Annotated in this window: 17 protein-coding genes and 1 tRNA gene; 15 read left to right on the top strand and 3 right to left on the bottom strand. The window is 61.7% G+C overall.

The genetic code is table 11. The annotated features are described in order from the left end of the window. Positions 1–124: 124 nt before the first annotated feature. Positions 125–1,219 (top strand): D-alanine--D-alanine ligase, encoded by a 1,095-nt coding sequence (gene ddlA, locus HBO12_RS20365; RefSeq protein ID WP_170043050.1) that lies wholly within the window; start codon positions 125–127, stop codon positions 1,217–1,219. 116 nt (positions 1,220–1,335) lie between these two features. On the opposite strand, the gene ggt is transcribed toward ddlA, so the two are convergent. After that, complete coding sequence (ggt, locus tag HBO12_RS20360) at positions 1,336–3,180, bottom strand: gamma-glutamyltransferase (protein ID WP_170043049.1); 1,845 nt, start codon at positions 3,178–3,180, stop codon at positions 1,336–1,338. A gap of 203 nt (positions 3,181–3,383) precedes the next feature. Between ggt and HBO12_RS20355 the strand changes: the two genes are divergently transcribed. The 4 genes from HBO12_RS20355 (at position 3,384) to HBO12_RS20340 (ending at position 9,778) form a co-directional block, all read left to right on the top strand. Continuing rightward, a complete protein-coding gene (locus tag HBO12_RS20355) occupies positions 3,384–3,884 on the top strand; it encodes a sigma-70 family RNA polymerase sigma factor (RefSeq protein WP_169954829.1) in 501 nt (166 codons plus the stop codon). Next, positions 3,884–4,831 carry a FecR domain-containing protein gene (locus HBO12_RS20350; protein WP_169954830.1) on the top strand — a complete coding sequence of 316 codons (948 nt, stop codon included), beginning with the start codon at positions 3,884–3,886 and terminating at the stop codon, positions 4,829–4,831. Before HBO12_RS20355 ends, HBO12_RS20350 begins: the two co-directional genes overlap by 1 nt. Before the next feature lie 125 nt (positions 4,832–4,956). Then, positions 4,957–7,440, top strand: coding sequence for a TonB-dependent siderophore receptor (locus tag HBO12_RS20345; RefSeq protein WP_262377043.1), 2,484 nt, complete (start codon positions 4,957–4,959; stop codon positions 7,438–7,440). Between the two features lie 283 nt (positions 7,441–7,723). Then, positions 7,724–9,778, top strand: a complete 2,055-nt coding sequence (locus HBO12_RS20340) for a TonB-dependent receptor domain-containing protein (protein ID WP_169954831.1) — start codon at positions 7,724–7,726, stop codon at positions 9,776–9,778. Positions 9,779–9,883: 105 nt separating this feature from the next. Here the strand turns inward: HBO12_RS20340 and HBO12_RS20335 are convergent. Next, positions 9,884–9,960, bottom strand: a tRNA-Met gene (locus HBO12_RS20335). Between the two features lie 460 nt (positions 9,961–10,420). Between HBO12_RS20335 and HBO12_RS20330 the strand changes: the two genes are divergently transcribed. Next, positions 10,421–11,638 (top strand): MFS transporter, encoded by a 1,218-nt coding sequence (locus HBO12_RS20330; protein ID WP_169954832.1) that lies wholly within the window; start codon positions 10,421–10,423, stop codon positions 11,636–11,638. Positions 11,639–11,675: 37 nt separating this feature from the next. Here the strand turns inward: HBO12_RS20330 and HBO12_RS20325 are convergent, their stop codons facing one another. Beyond that, positions 11,676–12,227, bottom strand: coding sequence for an RNA polymerase sigma factor (locus HBO12_RS20325; protein WP_170043048.1), 552 nt, complete (start codon positions 12,225–12,227; stop codon positions 11,676–11,678). Between the two features lie 261 nt (positions 12,228–12,488). Here HBO12_RS20325 and sctW point away from each other — a divergent pair, with 261 nt between their 5' ends. From sctW to sctS, 9 genes are read left to right on the top strand one after another with little or no spacing between them, the layout of a single operon-like run. After that, positions 12,489–13,580: a type III secretion system gatekeeper subunit SctW gene (gene sctW / locus HBO12_RS20320; protein ID WP_169954834.1), complete on the top strand. Its 1,092-nt coding sequence runs from the start codon at positions 12,489–12,491 to the stop codon at positions 13,578–13,580. Continuing rightward, entirely contained in the window at positions 13,577–15,673 is a 2,097-nt protein-coding gene (sctV, locus tag HBO12_RS20315; RefSeq protein WP_170043047.1) for a type III secretion system export apparatus subunit SctV, read from the top strand. The genes sctW and sctV overlap by 4 nt, the downstream gene beginning before the upstream one ends. 9 nt (positions 15,674–15,682) lie before the next feature. Continuing rightward, positions 15,683–16,588, top strand: coding sequence for an FHA domain-containing protein (locus tag HBO12_RS20310; RefSeq protein ID WP_170043046.1), 906 nt, complete (start codon positions 15,683–15,685; stop codon positions 16,586–16,588). Beyond that, positions 16,585–17,943, top strand: a complete 1,359-nt coding sequence (locus HBO12_RS20305) for a FliI/YscN family ATPase (RefSeq protein ID WP_169954837.1) — start codon at positions 16,585–16,587, stop codon at positions 17,941–17,943. The genes HBO12_RS20310 and HBO12_RS20305 overlap by 4 nt, the downstream gene beginning before the upstream one ends. After that, positions 17,930–18,355 (top strand): type III secretion system stalk subunit SctO, encoded by a 426-nt coding sequence (sctO, locus tag HBO12_RS20300; protein WP_169954838.1) that lies wholly within the window; start codon positions 17,930–17,932, stop codon positions 18,353–18,355. The genes HBO12_RS20305 and sctO overlap by 14 nt, the downstream gene beginning before the upstream one ends. Beyond that, complete coding sequence (locus tag HBO12_RS20295) at positions 18,352–18,810, top strand: type III secretion system HrpP C-terminal domain-containing protein (protein WP_170043045.1); 459 nt, start codon at positions 18,352–18,354, stop codon at positions 18,808–18,810. The genes sctO and HBO12_RS20295 overlap by 4 nt, the downstream gene beginning before the upstream one ends. Beyond that, positions 18,807–19,829, top strand: coding sequence for a FliM/FliN family flagellar motor switch protein (locus HBO12_RS20290; RefSeq protein ID WP_170043044.1), 1,023 nt, complete (start codon positions 18,807–18,809; stop codon positions 19,827–19,829). Before HBO12_RS20295 ends, HBO12_RS20290 begins: the two co-directional genes overlap by 4 nt. Then, entirely contained in the window at positions 19,826–20,479 is a 654-nt protein-coding gene (sctR, locus tag HBO12_RS20285; RefSeq protein ID WP_169954841.1) for a type III secretion system export apparatus subunit SctR, read from the top strand. Before HBO12_RS20290 ends, sctR begins: the two co-directional genes overlap by 4 nt. Before the next feature lie 7 nt (positions 20,480–20,486). Next, positions 20,487–20,750: a type III secretion system export apparatus subunit SctS gene (gene sctS, locus HBO12_RS20280; protein ID WP_169954842.1), complete on the top strand. Its 264-nt coding sequence runs from the start codon at positions 20,487–20,489 to the stop codon at positions 20,748–20,750. Positions 20,751–20,754: the final 4 nt, after the last annotated feature.

Genomic DNA, 20,754 nt, shown 5'->3' with positions numbered 1-20,754 from the left:
TTACGTTAACTGAGTCTGGGGCGGCTGTCTGCCAGGGTCTTGTACGATTGTGCGCGGCTTCAACGGTGGCAAATTGCTGACCGCTCGTGGTAATAAGCCCTACATTTCCGATGTGAGGCAGGCTATGAGCAAGTTGCGGGTGGGTATTATTTTTGGCGGGCGTTCGGCCGAGCATGAAGTGTCCTTGCAGTCGGCCCGCAACATCGTCGACGCCCTTGATCGCACACGCTTCGAGCCGGTACTGATCGGCATCGACAAGGCCGGCCACTGGCATCTCAATGACACCTCGAACTTCCTGCTCAACCAGGAAAACCCGGCGCTGATCGCCCTCAACCAGTCCAACCGTGAACTGGCGGTGGTGCCGGGCAAGGCCAGCCAGCAATTGGTGGAAACCTCGGGCCAGGGCTTGCTGGAACATGTCGATGTGATCTTCCCCATCGTCCATGGCACCCTCGGCGAAGACGGCTGCCTGCAGGGGTTGCTGCGCATGGCGGACCTGCCGTTCGTGGGGTCCGACGTGCTGGGCTCGGCGGTGTGCATGGACAAGGACATCAGCAAGCGCCTGCTGCGCGATGCCGGTATCGCGGTGGCGCCCTTCATCACCCTCAACCGCGGCAACGCGGCACGCACCACCTTCGACCAAGCCCGGCAAAAGCTCGGTTTGCCGCTGTTCGTCAAACCGGCCAACCAAGGCTCCTCGGTGGGCGTGAGCAAGGTGGCTGACGAAGCCCAGTACCTGGCTGCAATTGAACTGGCCCTGGGCTTCGATGAAAAAGTGTTGGTGGAGTCTGCCGTCAAAGGCCGCGAAATCGAATGCGCGGTGCTGGGCAACGAGCGTCCCATCGCCAGCGGCTGTGGCGAGATCGTGGTACGTGACGGCTTCTATTCCTACGACAGCAAATACATCGACGACCAGGCCGCCCAAGTACTGGTGCCGGCGGATATCAGCGCCCAAGCCAGCGAACGCATTCGGGCCCTGGCCGTTGAGGCCTTTGAAGTGCTGGGCTGCGCCGGGCTGGCGCGGGTCGATGTGTTTCTGTGCGAGGACGGTGAAGTCCTGATCAACGAGGTCAACTCACTGCCCGGCTTCACCCGCATCAGCATGTACCCCAAGTTGTGGCAGGCGGCGGGGATGAGCTACAGCGAACTGGTCAGCCGCCTGATCGAACTGGCACTGGAGCGGCATGGGGTGCGCAAGGGGCTGAAGATCAGTCGCTAAGCTTCAACCGCCATCGCCGGCAAGCCGGCTTCTACAGGGTGTGGCGTATCCTGCCGTTAACCTTGTAGGAGCCGGCTTGCCGGCGATGAGGCCCGTAAAGGCGATACAACCCTGGGTCAATCCCCCAACGCTTCCCCCTCACGCCGCGGATCCGCGCCACCACTCCAGGTCGCCTTACCCTGGGCATCACGTACTCGCACGATGGCCTGGGTGCCGCTGGTCATCTCGATCTCGCTCAAGGTGTGCCCTCGCGCCTTGAGCGCCGCCTTCAATTGCTCGCTGAACAGCCCTTGCTCCAGCTCGGTCGCGCCGTTGCGGCTGCCGAAGTTGGGCAGGCTGATAGCGGCTTGCGGGTCGAGGTTCCAGTCGAGCATGCCCACCAGGGATTTGCTCACGTATTCGATGATCTGCGATCCGCCGGGAGAGCCGACCGTGGCCAGCAGCTCGCCGCTTTGGCGGTCGAAGACCAGGGTCGGCGCCATGGACGAACGGGGGCGTTTGCCCGGCTCGATGCGGTTGGCTACCGGCTGGCCGTTTTCCTCGGGGATAAAGGAAAAGTCAGTCATCTGATTGTTCAGCAGGAAGCCCTGGACCATCACGTGGGAACCGAACGCGGCTTCGATGGTGGTGGTCATCGACACCGCGCCGCCCTGGTCATCCACGGCCACCACTTGCGAGGTGGAAATACGCAGTGGCGAGCGATCCGGCGCGTAGGCCACCTGAACCCCCGCCGGTTGGCCGGGCGTGGCCACGCCCATGCTGCGCTCACCCACCAATGCGGCGCGGCTGGCCAGGTAGCCGGGGGCGACCAGCCCCGCGACCGGCACTGGGACGAAGTCGGTGTCGGCGATGTATTGGGCGCGGTCGGCATAGGCCAGGCGATCGGCCTCGGCAATCAAATGCACGGCCTCGGGTACGGGTTCCAGGCCGGCGGCTGTTGCGGTCTGCACCGGCTTGAGCGGCGCCAGGGCCCAGCGTGGGTCGCGGGCTTCGAGGGCCTGCAAGGTGCCGAGGATCTGCGCAATGGCCACCCCGCCCGAAGAGGGTGGCGGCATGCCGCACACTTGCCAGCGCTTGTAGTCGGTACACAGCGGCGCGCGTTCCTTGGCGCGGTAGCCCTGGAGATCGTTCAGCGCAAGGCGGCCAGTGTTGTGATGGCCCTGGACCTTGCGTGCAATCTCCTCGGCGATTGGACCGCTATAGAGTGCCTCGGGCCCCTCCTTGGCGATACGCTTGAATACATTGGCCAGCGCCGGGTTTTTCAACAGCGTGCCCGTGGCTTTCGGGCTGCCGTCGGCGTTGAGGAAGTACGCCGCCATGTCCGGTGACTGGCTGATGTAGCGGTCGGCGGCGATCAGGCTGTGCAGGCGCGCAGAAATCGCAAAGCCTTGTTCGGACAACTGGATCGCCGGTGCAAACAACTGCGCCCAGGGCAGGCGACCGCTGTGTTCGTGGGCCATTTTCAGCGCGCGCAGCACACCGGGGGTGGCAACCGAACGACCACCGATCTGCGCCTGGGCAAAGGCCATCGGTGTGCCGTCGGCATTCAACAGCATATCGGCCGTGGCGCTGGCCGGTGCGGTTTCACGGCCGTCATAGGCCCGTACCTGCTTGCCATCCCACAGCATGATAAAGGCGCCACCGCCGATCCCCGAGGACTGCGGCTCTACCAGGGTCAGCACCGCTTGCATGGCGATGGCCGCATCGATTGCCGAGCCGCCCAGGCGCAAGATCTTGCGCCCGGCTTCGGCCGCCAGCGGGTTGGCCGCCGCCGCCATATGGCGCTCGGCGTGGCGTACTTTCATGTCGGTGCGATAACCCGAGCCCAGCTCCGGGGCGGGCGGCAGGTCGGGGGGGCTGGTGCTGTGGCAGGCGCCGAGGCTGAGGGCGGCGGCGATCACCGAAAGGCTGGTGAGGCGCTGCAAGCGTAGGTTGAAAAGCACGCGCTGAACTCCGTTCATTTTGAGAATGATCTGTTGTCCCTGGGGTGATGCTTTGCGATAAATCGCACCTGGCAGATATCTGCGGGGAAGGAGGGCGGACACTAACAGCGGGGATGCAAGAGCGTCAAAAACCGATGGGTAACAGAATCGATCTTGCGCAAATCCCGTGCGGGCAAGACAATGCGATTAATTATCAATTGAATTATTGGTCTTTACCGCCCATGTCCGCTCCCGATCATGCTGCGCTGCACGTGTTGTACAGCGAACACAATGGCTGGCTCAAAGCCTGGCTGCGCGCGCGCATGGGCAATGCCAGCGATGCCGCGGACCTGGCGCAGGACACCTTCGTGCGCCTGTTGACCTCCCGGGACGTGGCACAGATTCGCGAGCCGCGGACCTACCTCAGTGCCATCGCCCGGGCGTTGATGATCGACAAATTCCGCCGCCGTGCGCTCGAACAGGCTTATCTGGAGGCCCTGGCCCTGCGCCCGGAACCCCTGGAGATTTCCCCGGAAACCCGCCTGCTGATCTTTGAAACCCTGGTGGCGGTGGACACCTTGCTCGACGGCCTGGGCGAACGTACCCGGCAGATTTTCCTCGCGGTACAGCTGGAAGGCTTGAACTATGTGGCGACCGCCGAGCGTTACGGCGTGTCCGTCACCACGGTCAAAAAGCACTTGATCCGCGCCATGACCCGCTGCCTGCTGCTCACGGAAGATTGATGAGCACCGCCCTGGATATCCAGACCCTGGAAGCCGCGGCCACCTGGTACGTGCAACTCAAGGGGACGAACCCTTGCGATGCCGACCGCCAGGCCTGGCGCACCTGGCTGCAGGCAAGTCCCCAGCATGCGCGGGCGTGGGCCCGGGTGGAAAAACTGCACAGCCAATGGGCCGGCCTGCCGGCGGATGTGGCGTTGCCCACGCTCGCTGGTGGGCGCGCCCGGCGCCGGGAGGTGTTGAAGATCCTTGCGGTGTTGCTGGCGGTGGGCGGCAGCGGTTGGCTGGCCACCGAGACCGTGCCTTACCAGGCGCTGATGGCCAATCAACGCACCGCTACCGGCCAGCGTCGCCATCTGCGTCTTTCAGATGGCAGCCAGGTCGACCTGAACACTGACAGCGCCATGGATATTGTCTTCAGCGGGCAACTGCGCGCGATCCATCTGCACCGTGGCGAGATTCTGGTGCAGACCGCCCGCGATGCCCTGGGCCGGCCGTTTGTGGTGCAGACACCCCAGGGTACGGTGCGCGCCCTGGGCACGCGTTTCACCGTGCGCTGTGGGCCCGGTCACACCGATGTGTGTGTGATCGAACAGGCGGTGGAGTTGCGTCCCCTGGATAACCCCGCGCAGGTCTTGCGCCTCGATGCCGGGCAACAGTCCGGTTTCAATCGCCAGCAGGTCGGCCCGATGACTGCGGCCCCGGCAGGCGCAGGCGCCTGGAGCCAGGGGATGTTGACGGTACTGGACTGGCGCCTGGCGGATTTCCTCGCCGAGTTGGGGCGCTATCGTGCCGGCGTGCTGCGCTGTGCGCCGGCGATTGCCGACCTGCGCCTGAGCGGGGCGTTTCGCATTGATGACACCGACACCGTCCTTGACAACCTGCGCCAATCCCTCGCGGTCAATGTGCGTTACGTGACGCGTTACTGGGTCACGGTGGAACCTGCCTGAGCGACCTCTGCTTTTTTTTGCGAATTATTCCCATTGGCGGTTGCTGATTTTCATTTTCGTTCGGCCATGTACCGAAAGCAGCGATTACGACTGTTGCTATGTTCTGCCAACGGAAGGAAACCCCCATGTCACGATTCTCTCTGCGGGCCGCCCGGCCGCTTGCCAAGGCGGTGCACCTGGCATTGGCCCTTGGTGCCTTTTCGGCCCTGAACCTGGCGCCAACCCAGGCCATGGCGCAAAGCCTGCCGGTGGTCTACCAGATCCAGCCGGGCGCCCTGGGCTCGGCGTTAAGCCTGTTTGCCACGGCCGCCAACGTCACTTTGTCGTTCAGCAGCGAGCAGACCCAAGGCATGACCACGCCGGGCCTGAGCGGTACTTATAGTGTCGAGGAAGGCCTGTCGCGCCTGCTCGCCGGCAGCGGCTTGCAGGCCCAGCGCCAGGGCAATGGCACTTACATCCTGGTGCCGGCGGTGCAGGGCGACACCCTGCAATTGGGCGCTACCACCATTTCCGGCCTGGGGACTACCAGCGAGGGTACGGGGTCCTACACCGTGGCGTCGACCCAGACCGCGACCAAGCTCAACCTTTCGCTGCGCGAAACCCCGCAGACCGTCAGCGTGATCACTCGCCAGCGTATCGATGACCAGAACCTGCGCAGCATCGGCCAGGTGCTGGAGCAGACGCCGGGGATCAACGTACAGAGCCCCGGCAGCGACCGCTTGTATGTATTTTCCCGTGGGTTGGCCATCGACAACTATCAGTACGATGGCATGCCGACCACATCCTTCGCGTTCAGTCAGGCATTGCCCCAGGCCTTGTCGGACATGGCCATCTACGACCGGATTGAAGTGCTGCGTGGCGCTTCGGGCCTGATGTCGGGCGCCGGTGATCCGTCCGGCACGGTGAACCTGATCCGCAAGAAACCGACCGATACGTTCAAGGGCTACGTCAGTGCCGGGCTGGGTTCGTGGGACTTGTACCGCAGCGAAGTGGACGTGTCCGGGCCCTTGACCGAAACCGGTAACCTGCGTGGCCGGGCGGTAGCGGCGTATCAGCAGGGCAACAGCTTCACCGACCATTTGCAGCAGGAAAAGACCATTGTGTATGGCGTGGTCGAAGCCGATTTGAGTGAGACCACCCTGCTGACGGCGGGCGTGGAATACCTCGATAACGACCCCAAGGGCTTTTCCACCACCGGCCTGCCGCTGCTGGACAGCAATGGCAAGCGCCTGCACACCTCGCGCTCCGACAACCCGGCCAGCCGTGACAGCAGCAACCGCCAGGAGTCGGTCAACACCTTCGCCTCCATCGAGCAGAAACTGGCCTATGACTGGACCCTGAAAGTCTCCGCCAATGCCATGTATGGCACCCGCGACTACGACTCGATCATCGTCGGCACCACCACAGGCTTCGTGAATGCCCAGACCGGCAATGGCCTGAGCTATACCGCCACCAAGGGCGACAACACCCAGGAACAGAAAGGCCTGGATATCATGTTTTCCGGCCCGTTCCAGCTGATGGGGCGCGAGCATGAGCTGGTATTTGGCTTCAACTTCCAGGACTACGAAAACCGTCGTAACGGCTTCGGCAACCTGCTGGCCGACGGCACCAGCAACAACGGTGTCAGCGGCAAGCCGGTGAATATCTACAGCTGGAACAACTATGCGCCGCATGCGTCCTACAACTTCAACCGCGAAGACGACAACATCGACCAGTGGCAGAACGGGGTTTACCTGGCCACGCGCCTAAAACCCAGTGATGAGCTGTCGGTAATCCTCGGGGCACGGGTCAGCAACTATCGGTATGACGCCTCGCTGCATTACAACGTGGCGAACATGGTGCGCTTCAACACCGACGACAGCGTGCGGGTCAATGGTGAGGTCACGCCATATGCGGGCGTGGTCTATGACCTCACGCCCAACCACTCGCTGTACGCCAGCTACACGAGCATTTTCAAACCCCAGCCCTACCGTGACAGGAGCGGCAGGCTGCTGGACCCGCGTGAGGGCAACAACTACGAAATCGGCCTCAAGAGCGACTACTACGGTGGGCGCTTGAACACCTCTGTTGCCTTGTTCGAGGTCGACCTGGAGAACGACGCCGTGGCCGATGGCATGGTCGCCGGCAGTGACACCCTGACCGCCTATGCGGCGAAAAAAACCAAGACCCGGGGGGTGGATATGGAAGTCAGCGGCGAGCTGCTGCCCGACTGGAACCTTGCCGCCAGCTACAGCCACAGTGTGGTCAAGGATGAGCAGCACGAACGCGTCAAAAGCAGCATCCCCGCCGACCTGGTCAAGGTCTGGACCACCTACCGCCTGCCCGGCGAACTGGAGCGCCTGACCCTTGGCGGCGGGGTGAACTGGCAAAGCGCGATCAACCTGACGGTGGACTCCTGGCGCTTCAGCCAGCCCGCCAAGGTCAAGCAGGGCGACTACGCCACTGTCAACCTGATGGCCCGCTATCAACTGACGCCACAATGGTCCGCGACCGCCACGCTCAACAACCTGTTGGACAAGAAGTACATCAGCTCCCTGGATGGCAACTTCTACAGCGGTTCCTACGGCGAGCCGCGAAACTTCATGCTGAGCACCAAATACGCTTTCTGATGGCATTGCTGCCCCGCAACGGTCCTGATTCAGGCCATTGCGGGGCGGCGAGCAGGGCATTAATTCGAATTTTTAGTAAATACTTTAACGTTGCAAAATATCATCTGATTGACGATTTAATCGGCTTTTCGCTGTGTTTCGAAGAAAATAAATCTATTTGAAATGTATGGAATTGTGTCGACATTGTCATAAATGCTTTTCTAAATGATAAAGATTTGCATTACACTCCGCGACCTTTAGTGCTCCGTCTTGGTGCATATCGGCTCAACAAGGACTGTTTGCAATGAATAATCCCCCCTACCTGTTCAGCTCTCTTTTCCTGGCCGTCGGCATGCTGATCGCCGCCCCGGCGTTGCAAGCAGAAGAGATTGGTGAGGTCGATAAACACGCCGTCACCGAACTCGACACCTCGTTCGTCACCGCCACCGGCGGCGCCACGGACCTGCGCGATGCACCCGCGAGCGTCAGCGTGATTACCCGCGAAGAAATCGAGCGCCAGCCGGTGTATGACCTCAACACTCTGCTGCGGCGTGTGCCCGGCGTTACCGGTGGCTTCGGCCCGGTGGGCGAGCAATCGAAAATCAAACTGCGTGGCCTGGACGACAAGTACACCTTGATCCTGGTGGACGGCAAACGCCTCGGCGGTTCCGGGGATTTGAGCTATCGCCGCGACCTGGCGCGCCAGGACCTGAACTGGATCACCCCGAACATGATTGAGCGCATCGAGATCGTGCGCGGCCCCATGTCTTCGCTGTACGGCTCGGATGCCATGGGCGGGGTGATCAACATCATCACCCGCAAGGTCTCGAGCACCTGGAGTGGTTCGGCCAACGTCAACACCACGATTCCCGAAGACTCCGACCGGGGCCAGACCACCCAGACCAGCCTCAACCTGTCCGGGCCATTGACTGAGTCGGTGGGCCTGCGCCTGGGCGCCAACCTGACCCGGCGGGCCGCCGATGAGGTCACGGCGCGCCTGGATAAGGATGGCGAGTTCATGTACGGCGACGGCGCTGGCGGCGCCAAGGACCATAGCGTCAACGCCTTGCTCGACTGGAAGATCAACGATGAGCAGAGCCTGTCGTTCGAGGCCGTGCATGGTGTGGAGCGGTCCTGGTCGAGTAAAAAGACCTTTGGTGACTGGGGCGAAACCATCGGTGGCAGCTTTGGTCCTGGCCGTCTGATTCGTGACAGCTACTCCGTTTCCCACAGCGGGGACTGGAGTTTCGGCACCTCGAAGGTCGACCTGTACCTGAACAAATTCAAGAACGATATCGACTGGGGCAAATCCAGCGCCGAAGAAAAAATCGCCGAAGGCAGCCTGAACATTCCGTTTGAATTGCTCCTCAGCCAGCGCATGACCGTGGGCGGGCAGTGGAAGCGTGAAGAGCTGACCAACAGCGACACCCTGGGCACGGTGCCCGTGGACTATCAGGGCGCTGCGGTTTCCGGCTCGTCGCTCAAGGGGGACTACTCGGCTGCGTTTATCGAAGATGAATTGTACCTGCTCGACAACCTGGCCCTGACCCTGGGCAACCGTTTCGACCACAGTCAAGACTACGGCAACCACAACAGCCCGCGGGCGTACCTGGTCTACCATCCGCACCCGGACTGGACCGTGCGCGGTGGTGTGTCCAAGGGCTTCCGTGCGCCAAGCCTGAAAGAGGGCAGCGCCGGTGCCGCCACCGAGTCCGGCGGTCGCGGTTGCGGCTCGTTGAAACCCCTGGGTTATGTGAGCGGCAGTTGCTGGATGGCCGGTAACCCGAACCTATCGCCAGAGACCAGCGTCAACAAGGAAATGGGCGTGTCCTTCGACCGTGATGGTTGGGAAGCCAGCCTGACGTACTTCCATACCGACTTCGAAGACAAGATCGAATATGCGCCACTGGGCCAATTCCAGGGTCGCTGGTGGACCATGCTGGAAAACGTCGAAAAAGCGCGCACCCGCGGCTGGGAAGGCTCGGTTCGCGTGCCGCTGACCGACTCCCTGGACTGGCGCACCAACGCCACCTACATGCTGGAAAGCAAAAACCTGTCCACCGGCGAAGACCTGATCAGCGCGCCCAAGTTGTCTGCTTTCAGTGCAATCAACTGGCAGGCCACCGACAAGCTCAACACCGAACTGTCGGCGCAGCATGTGGGTAAACAGCGCGGAGTGGGCAATGACTTCGTCAAGTCCTACACCACCTACGACCTGACGGCGAACCTGGCCGTGACCAAGTGGCTGACGCTCAATGGCGGCGTGCAGAACCTGCTGGACGAAGATGCGCGGGATGGTTCGACGACGTTCTATGTGCCGGGCCGGGCGTTTTTTGCCGGGGCTACGACTTACTTCTAAGGTGTAGACATGGCCCGTGAGCTATAGCTGCTCGCGGGCTTGCTCTCCAGGATTTCTGCGGGCAAAAAAAAACGGCCTACCTTTCGGTAAGCCGTTTTTAGTACTTGGTGGCTACACAGGGACTTGAACCCCGGACCCCAGCATTATGAATGCTATGCTCTAACCAACTGAGCTATGTAGCCAAGTGGCGCGCATTATTCGCGGAGAACGGGAATGCGTCAAGCGCTTTTTTTGAAAATTTATCTACGCTATCAACTGTTTAAGCAAAAACATCGGGTGAGGCGACCAGTGGCTGGGGATTTGTGCGGTTCCTCAGGTCGCGAAAATCAAAGTGTGGGAGCGGGCGTGCTCGCGATGACGGTGGGCCAGCCAATACAGGAGTTGACTGACCCAGCGCCATCGCGGGCAAGCCCGCTCCCACCTTTGATGTGGGGTGTTCTTACCAGGCACAAGGCCGAAGGATTCTCTAGGAAATGTCCCTCATATTAGACGGATCCATCTTGTTGGCCCTTTACAACCCATGAGCGCTGCATCGATTCACCTACTCGTTAGCCTGCTAACGGGATAGCCTTCCTGCCCCGAAAAATGGCACATTGTCGCACCTGCACCTGTGCATCCATCTGCTGTACGGAAACGTTCCTCATGGCTCTTACCAATTCCCAGCCTTCAGTGGCTACGACGCCGGCCGCGGCGCAATCCAGCCCGTTGGTCATGCGTATCATCGGCGCCGTGGCGCTGGCGCACTTGATCAATGACTTGATCCAGGCGGTGTTGCCGTCGATCTACCCGATGCTCAAGCAAAGTTATGGCCTGACGTTTACCCAGGTCGGCCTGATTACCCTGACGTTCCAGCTCACGGCCTCGCTGCTGCAGCCGTGGGTGGGGTATTACACCGACCGCCATCCCAAGCCGTTCCTGCTGCCCTGCGGGATGATCTGTACGCTGGTGGGGATTTTGATGATGTCCCAGGTCGGCAGTTTCCCGCTGATCCTACTGGCGGCGGCGTTGATCGGCATTGGTTCCTCGACCTTTCACCCGGAGGCGTCCCGCGTGGCGCGCCTGGCCTCGGGTGGGCGCTATGGCCTGGCGCAGTCGACCTTCCAGGTTGGCGGTAACGCAGGTTCGGCGTTTGGCCCGTTGCTGGCGGCGGCGATCATCATTCCGTATGGCCAGGGCAATGTGGCGTGGTTCGGCTTGTTCGCGGTATTCGCCCTGGGTGTGCTGTATGCGATCAGCCGCTGGTACCGCAACCATTTGAACCTGTTCAAACTCAAGCAGGGCCAGGCCGCTACCCACGGCCTGTCGAAAAACCGCGTGCTCGGTGCGTTGGTGGTGCTGGGGCTGTTGGTGTTTTCCAAGTACTTCTACATGGCCAGCTTCACCAGTTACTTCACCTTTTACCTGATCGAGAAGTTCGACCTGTCGGTGGCCAGCTCGCAGTTGCATCTGTTCCTGTTCCTGGGGGCGGTGGCGGCGGGCACGTTCTTTGGCGGGCCGATTGGCGACAAGATCGGCCGCAAGGCGGTGATCTGGTTCTCGATCCTGGGTGTGGCGCCTTTTACCCTGCTGTTGCCCCATGTCGACCTGTTCTGGACCAGCGTGCTCAGTGTGGTGATCGGCTTTATCCTGGCTTCGGCGTTCTCGGCGATTGTGGTTTACGCGCAGGAATTGGTACCGGGCAATGTGGGAATGATCGCCGGGGTGTTCTTCGGCCTGATGTTCGGGTTTGGCGGGATTGGTGCGGCGTTGCTGGGCTACCTGGCAGACATCCACGGCATCGAGTACGTGTACACGCTGTGCTCGTTCCTGCCGTTGCTCGGGGTGCTGGCGATTCTGTTGCCACGTTCGAAGAAGGCTTGAAGCCGGGGGAGGGCCCTATCCATGGGCATTCCCTCTCCTATTGGAATGGATGAGATTTTGTCGCGCGTTTGAGCTGTTCCCGTGCCCGGGACAGGCGGGAACGGACGGTACCAATCGGGATCGCCAGGGCATCGGCGGTGTCCTGGTAGCTACCGTCGGTTTCCAGTGAGGCATACAAGGTGTTGCGCATTTTCAGGGGCAGGTTCTGGATTGCGCTGAGGGTGTTTTCCAGCCGGCGGTTGATCTCGAATTGGCGCGCCAGGTCCTGCTCTTCGTTATGTCCATGGGACAGCGACTCATCGAACTCGCAATGCACCGGCTTGGCATAGAGGCGGCGGAAGTGATTGCGGATCAGATTCAGCGCGATCCCGCACATCCACGTGCTTAATGATGCCTGCGCGCTGAAGTGATGGCGGTTACGCCAGGCCTCCAGGTACGTCAGTTGCAGGATGTCGTCCGCATCCTCCGGGTTCAATACGCGTTTATGAATGAACCGGCGCAGGCGTTTGTGGTGGTCGTCGGACAGATCTTGGATGGATTGGCCAGGGTCACGGGGAAGATTAACTAAAACACTGATAGGGATATCCATGATTTTTCCTCAGGGTATAAGCAGTCGAAATGGCTTCGACGAGAACCCTGTTAGCACCGCTTGTGCCAATCGGAAATTGTCTGTATCTAATTGATATATATAGCGAAATATCTTGTTTTAGGTGTTTTTCATGCAAGAGCTTGCGCAAGCCGCCGTGGGTTTGTGCGGGTATTTTCATTGCTGATGCAAAGCGGATGAGGATGGAACCGTATGGGCTGTCCCAGCCACACAAGGATACGAATCTCTTGTGCTGGCACTCCCATGAAAGTCGATCCCAATCTTGAAGTGCAAACCCCCGCGCCCCTGAATCAACCGGCCCCGGCACGGATTGAGGGTGGGCTGCCGGTTCCGATAAACGCTCCGGTTGCTGACGATCTGAGTGTGCTGTTTACCCAGGAGGTCGAATTCAATGGCCGGGCGCTGGGCCAGCGCCAACTGGGCCTGCGGGCCCCAGCGGCCGAGCAGTTGACGCAGCTCTATGATCAACTGGGGCACCCGGCGCAGACGACAATGGCGACCGTTGCCCGTAACGTCAGGGTGCAACTGCTGGTCGGCGCCAAGGTCGGCAAGTTGATGGATATCACGGGCAACGACCCGGCGCGCGCGTATGTGGTGCTCAAGCACGTGGCGCTGCAGGCGGACGCCGAGGGGCGTACCGCCGAGGCGAGCCTGGCGCGCAGTTCGCTGGTTGACCTTGAGGCCCACTACAAACCACAGATCCAGGCGGGCCTGAACACCGCACTGGCATTGCAGGCCGGCAGTGATGACCCGCAGCTGCGCCAGGCGGTGCGCAGCCTGTATTACACCAGCGTGGTCACGACCCAATCGCTGGCGACCATTATGCAGTCGCTGCTGGGGCTGTTCGGGGGCGGGGACTTTGAGTCCGGGCTCAAGCTGATCCGCCGCGCCCTGGCCGACGATATTGCCGCGCAGACCTCTTCGGTAGACCGGGGCCAGTTGCGCACCCTGTTGCTGGGCTTGAATGACTGCAGCCGCCTGAGTGGTGTGCTCGCCCGCTGCAAGGATCTGATCGGCAAGTTCCTTCTGTTGTACCCCGAACTGCCCCTGGACGCGGTGGGCCTGTTGCAGCGCTTGCTGGGGTATGCGGCCAGCGGTCTTGCGCCCCACGAAATCAAGCACCTGGCCCGGGACCTGGGGGGCGATCAGTGGGCTCACCAATTACAGTCGCTGAGCACCTTTTTCCCGGAGCTCAAGGCCTTGCCGCTGGCTTGGTGGTGTGATGCAAGACGGCGCGAGGAGGCACTGAACAGCTACAAGCAGGTCCTGCTGGAGTACGCCACCCAGGAGCGAGGCACGCGGCATACCCACACGTGGCCGGAATTGAAGGCATGAGTGCTTTGCGGGCCATCAACGGCGTGCTGTTGAAGGTTGCACAACGCGCCGAGGTGCTGGGCGCGGTGGTGGTCATGGCCATTGTGTTTATCTTTATCGTGCCGCTGCCCACCTGGCTGGTGGATATCCTGATCGCCCTCAATATCTGTATTTCTTGCCTGTTGATCGTGCTGGCGCTGTACCTACCGGGGCCGCTGGCGTATTCATCGTTCCCGTCGATCCTGCTGCTGACCACGATGTTTCGCCTGGCGCTGTCGATTGCCACCACGCGCCTGATCCTGCTGGAGCAGGACGCCGGCGACATTGTCGAGGCGTTCGGCAACTTTGTGGTGGGCGGCAACCTCGCGGTGGGCCTGGTGATCTTCATGATCCTGACCCTGGTTAACTTCCTGGTGATCACTAAGGGTTCGGAGCGGGTTGCGGAAGTGGCGGCGCGTTTCAGCCTGGACGCGATGCCCGGCAAGCAAATGTCCATCGACAGCGACCTGCGCGCCGGCCTGATCGACGGCAACCAGGCCCGGGACAAACGTGAGCAACTGTCACGCGAAAGCCAGTTGTTCGGGGCCATGGACGGGGCCATGAAGTTCGTCAAGGGCGACGCCATCGCGGGGCTGATCATTGTCGTGATCAACTTGCTGGGCGGTTTCGCCACCGGCATGTTCCAGCATGGCATGAGTGCCGGCGAATCCATGGCTTTGTACTCGGTACTGACCATCGGTGACGGCCTGATCGCGCAGATTCCGGCCCTGCTGATCTCGTTGACCGCCGGCATGATCATCACCCGTGTAGCGCCTTCCGGGCGCAATAAAGGCAGCAACAACATGGGCGCCGAGATTGCCCGGCAAATGACCAGCGAGCCCAAGAGTTGGATGATTGCCTCGGTGGGCATGCTCGCCTTCGCCACGCTGCCGGGGATGCCCACGGTAGTGTTCATCCTGATTTCGTTGATGACCGGCAGCCTCGGCTATTTCCTGATGCGCCGCCGCCAGCGTGAGGAACAGTCGCAGGAACCGGCCACCGATACCGTCCCCCCAGAGCAGAACGGGGTGGAGGATCTGCGCGGCTTTGACCCGTCGCGGCCGTACCTGTTGCAGTTTCCGCTGGCCTTGCAGGAGAGCCCGTTGGTATCGGATGTGATCCACGGGGTGCGCCAGAGCCGCAATAGCCTGGTGACCCAGATTGGCTTGACCCTACCGCCGTTTGAAGTCGAGTTCGCCCCGGCATTGGCCGACGATGAGTTTCGTTTCTGCGTGCATGAAGTGCCGATATTGAAGGCCACGCTGGGACATTGGGTGGGCGTGGAAATGGCGGCATTTGCGGGCGAGCCCGCAAGCGGCAGCAGGGGCCTGGCGGAGCGCGACGAACAGGATTGGATGTGGTTTGCCCCCGATGACCCGCTGCTGGCGGACGAGCATCTGGCGCGCTCGACGGCCTACAGCCTGCTCCAGGAGCGCATGACGCGAGCGATGCTGCTCAGCGGCCCGCAGTTCCTCGGCATCCAGGAGAGCAAGGCGATTCTCAGTTGGCTGGAGTTCAACCAGCCGGAATTGGTGCAGGAACTGCAGCGGATCATGCCGTTGTCGCGTTTTTCGTCGGTGTTGCAGCGCCTGGCCGGCGAGGGCGTACCGTTACGGGCGGTGCGCCTGATTGTCGAGGCGTTGATCGAGCACGGCCAGCATGAACGTGAGCCGGATGCCCTGGCCGACTATGCGCGTATTGCCCTCAAGTCGCAGATCCTGCACCAGTACAGCGAAACCGATGGCCTGCATGCCTGGCTGTTGTCACCGCACACCGAAAACGTGTTGCGCGACGCCCTGCGCCAGACCCAGACCGGGGTGTTCTTTTCTTTGGATAACGAAAGCAGTGCGGCGCTGGTCAGCTTGCTCAAGCAGGCCTTCTCCGTGCGCCCCAAGAGCAAAAGCGTGCTGCTGGTTGCGCAGGATCTGCGCAGCCCCTTGCGCACCTTGTTGCTGGAGGAGTTCAACCATGTGCCGGTGCTGTCGTTTGCTGAGTTGAGTGCATCGTCCAAGGTCAAGGTGCTGGGGCGTTTTGATCTGGCCCAGGAGAATCTGTTTCGAGAGGAAGTGGCATGAGGCCTGGCGATGTTTGAGCTACGAGTGCTGGATGGTTCGCGCCAGGGGGCGGCGTTGCCGCTGTTTGGCGGGCAATGGAGTATTGGTGCCCATCCGGAGGCTGACCTTTCGCTATATGACGAGGGGATTGCCGAGCGCCATGTGGTGCTGCGCTATATCGAGCAGTGCTGGTCGGTACAGGCCCAGGAGGGACTGGTGCGCGCCAATGACGGTCGGCTCCTGGCACAGATTGCCGACCTGGCACTGGATGTGCCGTTTTCGATTGGCAATATTCGACTGTGTGTGACCCTGGCTGATCAGCCGTGGCCGCAAGCTCCGGCTGCCGCGCCTGTTCCGTCACCCGCCAGGTCGGTCAAGGAGGCGGCTGCGGGGCTGACGTTGTCGTCGATCTCCGGGTCGCAGCAAAAGCGGTTGATCAGCCTGGCGGTGGTGGTCGCGGCCATCATCATGGCGGTGGGGCTGGCCACAACGGGAGAGCACGAGGCCCAGGCATCGTTGATGCCGGTACAGAACCAGAAAAGCGCGCTGGACTCACCCTACGAAGTCCGTCAGCAACTGCTGAAAATGCTCGTCGAGCGGGAGTTGAGCCAGCGCGTCAGCCTACAGGTGGTGAATGGCCAGGTGGCGCTCGACGGTGATGTTTCCCAGGAGGATGTGGGGGTGGTATCACGCATGCTCAGTCGTTTTGGCGAGCAGTTCGAGACGCCTGTACCGGTGATCAGCCGGGTCAAGGAGCGCAGCTCGGTGTTCCCGTTCAAGATTCTGCAGATCGTCGGCGGGCCCAATGGCCATGTGGTCCTGGATGAAGGCAGCCGCCTGTTTGTCGGGGATGAAGTAGATGGCTTGCGCCTGGTGCTGATCGACAACAGCAAAGTGGTGTTCGACGGCGTACAGCGCTATGAGGTGCGCTGGTGAGTGCCGAATTGCAGGCACGCCTGGCCGCCTGGCAGCAGGACCGATCACAGGCACTGGCCAATTTCGCACCGGTCTCGGTGCGTGGGCGGATCCAGCGGGTCAATGGCATGTTGCTGCAATGCCGCTTGCCTCATGCGCGTATCGGCGATTTGTGCCAGGTGGAAAAGGCCACGGGCGACTACATGCTGGCCGAGATCATTGGCTTCGATCAGCAGGATGCGGTGCTCAGCGCCTTGGGCAATCTTGAAGGCGTGCGGGTGGGCGCCAGTGTCGAGCAGTTGGGCGTCTCACATCGGGTGCGTGTCAGTGATCAGCTGTTGGGTCAGGTACTGGACGGCTTTGGGCGCCCGATCACGGGGCAGGGCGCCAGTGCATTTGTCGAGGCGCAGGCCGAAGACACCAGCCTGGTGTTGTGCGAGGCGCCGTTGCCCACCGAGCGGCCGCGGATTCATCGGGCGTTGTCCACTGGGGTCCGTTCGATCGATGGCCTGCTGACCCTGGGCGAAGGCCAGCGCGTCGGCCTGTTTGCGGGCGCCGGTTGTGGCAAGACCACCTTGCTCGCGGAGATCGCGCGCAACGTTGACTGTGATGTGATTGTGTTTGGCCTGATTGGCGAGCGTGGCCGCGAGCTGCGCGAGTTCCTCGACCACGAACTCGATGACCAGCTGCGGGCCAAGGCGGTGTTGGTGTGTGCGACGTCCGACCGCTCGAGCATGGAGCGTGCCCGGGCTGCCTTCACCGCCACTGCATTGGCCGAAGGTTATCGACGCAAGGGCAAGCGGGTGCTGTTGCTGATCGACTCCCTGACCCGTTTTGCCCGGGCCCAACGTGAAATCGGCCTGGCTGCCGGTGAGCCGCTGGGGCGTGGCGGCCTGCCGCCGTCGGTGTACAGCTTGCTGCCGCGCCTGGTGGAGCGTGCCGGGCTGACCCGCGAGGGGGTGATCACGGCGATCTATACCGTGCTGATCGAGCAGGACTCCATGAGCGATCCGGTGGCCGATGAGGTGCGCTCGTTGCTCGATGGCCATATCGTCCTGTCGCGCAAATTGGCCGAGCGCGGCCACTATCCGGCGGTGGATGTGCTGGCCAGCCTGTCACGGATTTTGAGCAACGTCGCCGAGCCCGTGCATATCCAGGCCGGGACGGCACTGCGCCGCTTGTTGTCGGCGTACCAGCAGATCGAGTTGATGCTCAAGCTGGGGGAGTACCAGCCCGGCAACGATGCCCTGACTGACCTGGCCGTGGACAGTCGCCAGGCGGTGGATGGCTTCCTGCGCCAGGACTTGCGAGAACCGGCATCGATGTCGATGACCCTCGATCAATTGATGAGCCTGACGACCCATGTCCCTTTCTGAAATCGACACGTTGCGGCGCCTGCGCAGGCATCGGGCCGACCGTGCCGAGCGGGCGCTGCGTGAGGCCAAGCGGCACCAGCAAGCCTTGCTGGCGCAAATCCAGCAGGCGCAAGACGCACTTGAGCAAACCCGCCTGGAGGAAATCCAGAAGTCCGCGCAGTTGTTGAATCAGCATCAAGGGCAGGTGCTCTCACTGCAGCAACTCAAGGCCTGGAGTACCCAGGAGCGCTCATTGGCTGCCGGAACCCAGCGCGAAGAAGGGCAGTTGCAGGCACTACAGGGCCGGCGCGAGGAACAGGTGGTTCACGTCGCCACTGCGCAAAAGCAGGTCACCCAATGCCTGCGCGAGGTTGAGAAGCTCCAGGAGTTGTCCGTTTTATTGACCCAGGAAGAGGTACAGGAAGAGCTATGACGCAAGTTCCAGCAAGCAAGCCTGAACGACCGCGCCCCCGTGAGCCACGCGCGGAACAGGAGCCTGCGCTGTCGGGTGTGGTGCATTGGGAGCAAGGACTGTTGTTTGCCCAACTGCTGGGCGGTGATGCGGAGGGTGCAGGTTACGGCACCTCGGCATCGGCAGCCGGAGTGTCAGCCGATGCCTTGATGATCGAGGCGATGACGGCGCAATTGACTCCCCGGATTCACGGGAGCGCGCAATGGCCCCTGCACGCGGTGCTTTACCTGCCGCGCCTGGGGCGGATCAACGCCAGCGTGCGCCGTGAACAGGGGGGCTGGAACATCGAGCTGGCGGCAGAGCAGGAACTTGCCGCGCGCTGGCTGACCGGCGTGCGGCAGGGCTGCCAGGAGCACCTGGCCGAGGTGCTGGGCCAGCCCGTCGATTTGCATCTGGTCAATGTGGGCGCGGCATGATCATGCCTGCTTTAGCGCTGCCGCAGGTCAAGAGCGCCACGGTTGCGGCACGCCTGCGACTGGGGCGAGGCCTGCGCATGCCGTTCCAGGTGACAGGCCAGCACGGAGAGCTGCTGCTTGAGCCTGGGCGTGCGCCCAGGAGTGCTGCCGCGCTGTACTTCGAAAGTGCCTGTGGGCTATTGGCCTTCAGCGAGCCAGGGCCAATGTTCAGCCTGCTGGGGGAGTGCCCGGTGACGCTGGCAGAGGCCGGCAATGATCCGGACTCCTGGTTCTGGGAGTTATTCCAGCATCACTTGAGCCCTCAAGTGCGAGCGCTGTTCGGTTACCTGCGGCTGCGCACGGCCCCTGGAAAACTGAACTTCGGTTGCCGGCTCACGGTGACGCTGGGGCCCTCCAGGGTGGTGGGGTATCTGTTGCTGGCCCCCGAGAGCTTGCTGGCGCTGTGTGAGACCGGGCGCTGGCAGCCGACGGCCTTGCCATTACCGCCCTCGTTTCAGTTGGCGATTGCCGTGACGCTGGGGCGCTTGCTACTGCCCGTGACGCAGGTGCGCAGCCTGCGGGCCGGCGACGTGCTGATGCTCGAACAAGCCTTTTTTGATGTGCGGGGCAATGGCCAGGTGCGCGCTGGCAAGCATCGCTTGCGCGGGTGCATTGACGATGAATCCGGGCCTGTGTGCCTGACACTTACATCTATCGAGGAAACGTCCGTGGACGAGGATCTTTCAGCACAACACTACTCGGAGTATGAAGACAATGATCTTGATGAACCGGTGGTGGATGTCTTTGGCCATGAGCCTTTCGACGAGTTGAGCATGGCCCTGAATGTACGCTGTGGCACCCTGAACCTGACCCTTGGCGAGCTGCGCAACCTGACCCCCGGCGCGGTATTGAGTATCGCCGGCTACGCCCCCGGCATGGCTGGCCTGTACTACGGCGACCGGCCGATTGGCCAGGGCCAGTTGGTCGAGATGGATGGACGCCTGGGCTTGCAGTTGTCCCGTGTGATTTTCGCGCGATGACGCTGCAGGGGGTTGAACCCCTTATCCTGGCGCTGTTCATCGGGGCATTGGCCTTGATGCCGATGCTGTTGATCGTGTGCACGTCCTTTCTGAAAATCATCATTGTGCTGATGATCACCCGTAACGCCATCGGCGTGCAGCAAGTGCCCCCGAGCATGGCGCTCAACGGCATCGCGCTGGCGGCAACGTTGTTCATCATGGCGCCGGTGGGCTATGCGATCGTCCAGAACGTCAAGGACGCCCCGGTAGACCTGAGCAGTGTGCAACGGCTCCAGGAGACGGGGCTGGTGGCCATCGAGCCGCTGCGCCTGTTCATGACCCGCAACACCGACCCCGACATCCTGACCCACCTGGTGGAAAACACCGCCCGCATGTGGCCCCCGGAAATGGCGCAAAACGCCCACCGTGACGATCTCATGTTGCTGATCCCAGCCTATGTGATCTCGCAATTGCAGGCCGGGTTCGAGATCGGCTTCTTGATCTACATCCCGTTCATCGTCATCGACCTGATTGTCTCCAACCTGCTGCTGGCCCTGGGCATGCAGATGGTCTCGCCGATGACCATTTCCCTGCCCCTGAAATTGCTCCTGTTCGTGCTGGTTTCCGGGTGGTCGCGGCTGCTCGACAGCTTGTTCCTTTCTTATCTGTGAGTGATCTATGGAACCGATCGTGCTGTTCAAGCAGGGCATGCTGCTGGTGGTGGTGCTCTCGGCGCCGCCGCTGATCGTCGCGGTGATTGTCGGGGTGATGACGTCCCTGGTGCAGGCCCTGATGCAGGTGCAGGACCAGACCTTGCCCTTTGGGGTCAAGCTGGTTGCCGTCGGCATAACCCTGATATTGACCGGGCGCTGGATCGGCGTGGAGTTGATTCAACTGATCAATATGACCTTCGACATGATTGCCCGCTCGGCACTGAACTGAGGAA

It is taken from the genome of Pseudomonas sp. WS 5059, assembly GCF_012985525.1.
Taxonomy (GTDB): Bacteria; Pseudomonadota; Gammaproteobacteria; order Pseudomonadales; family Pseudomonadaceae; genus Aquipseudomonas.
The sequence above is the reverse complement of the archived record's forward strand: the minus strand, read 5'-3'. Positions and strand labels throughout refer to the sequence as shown.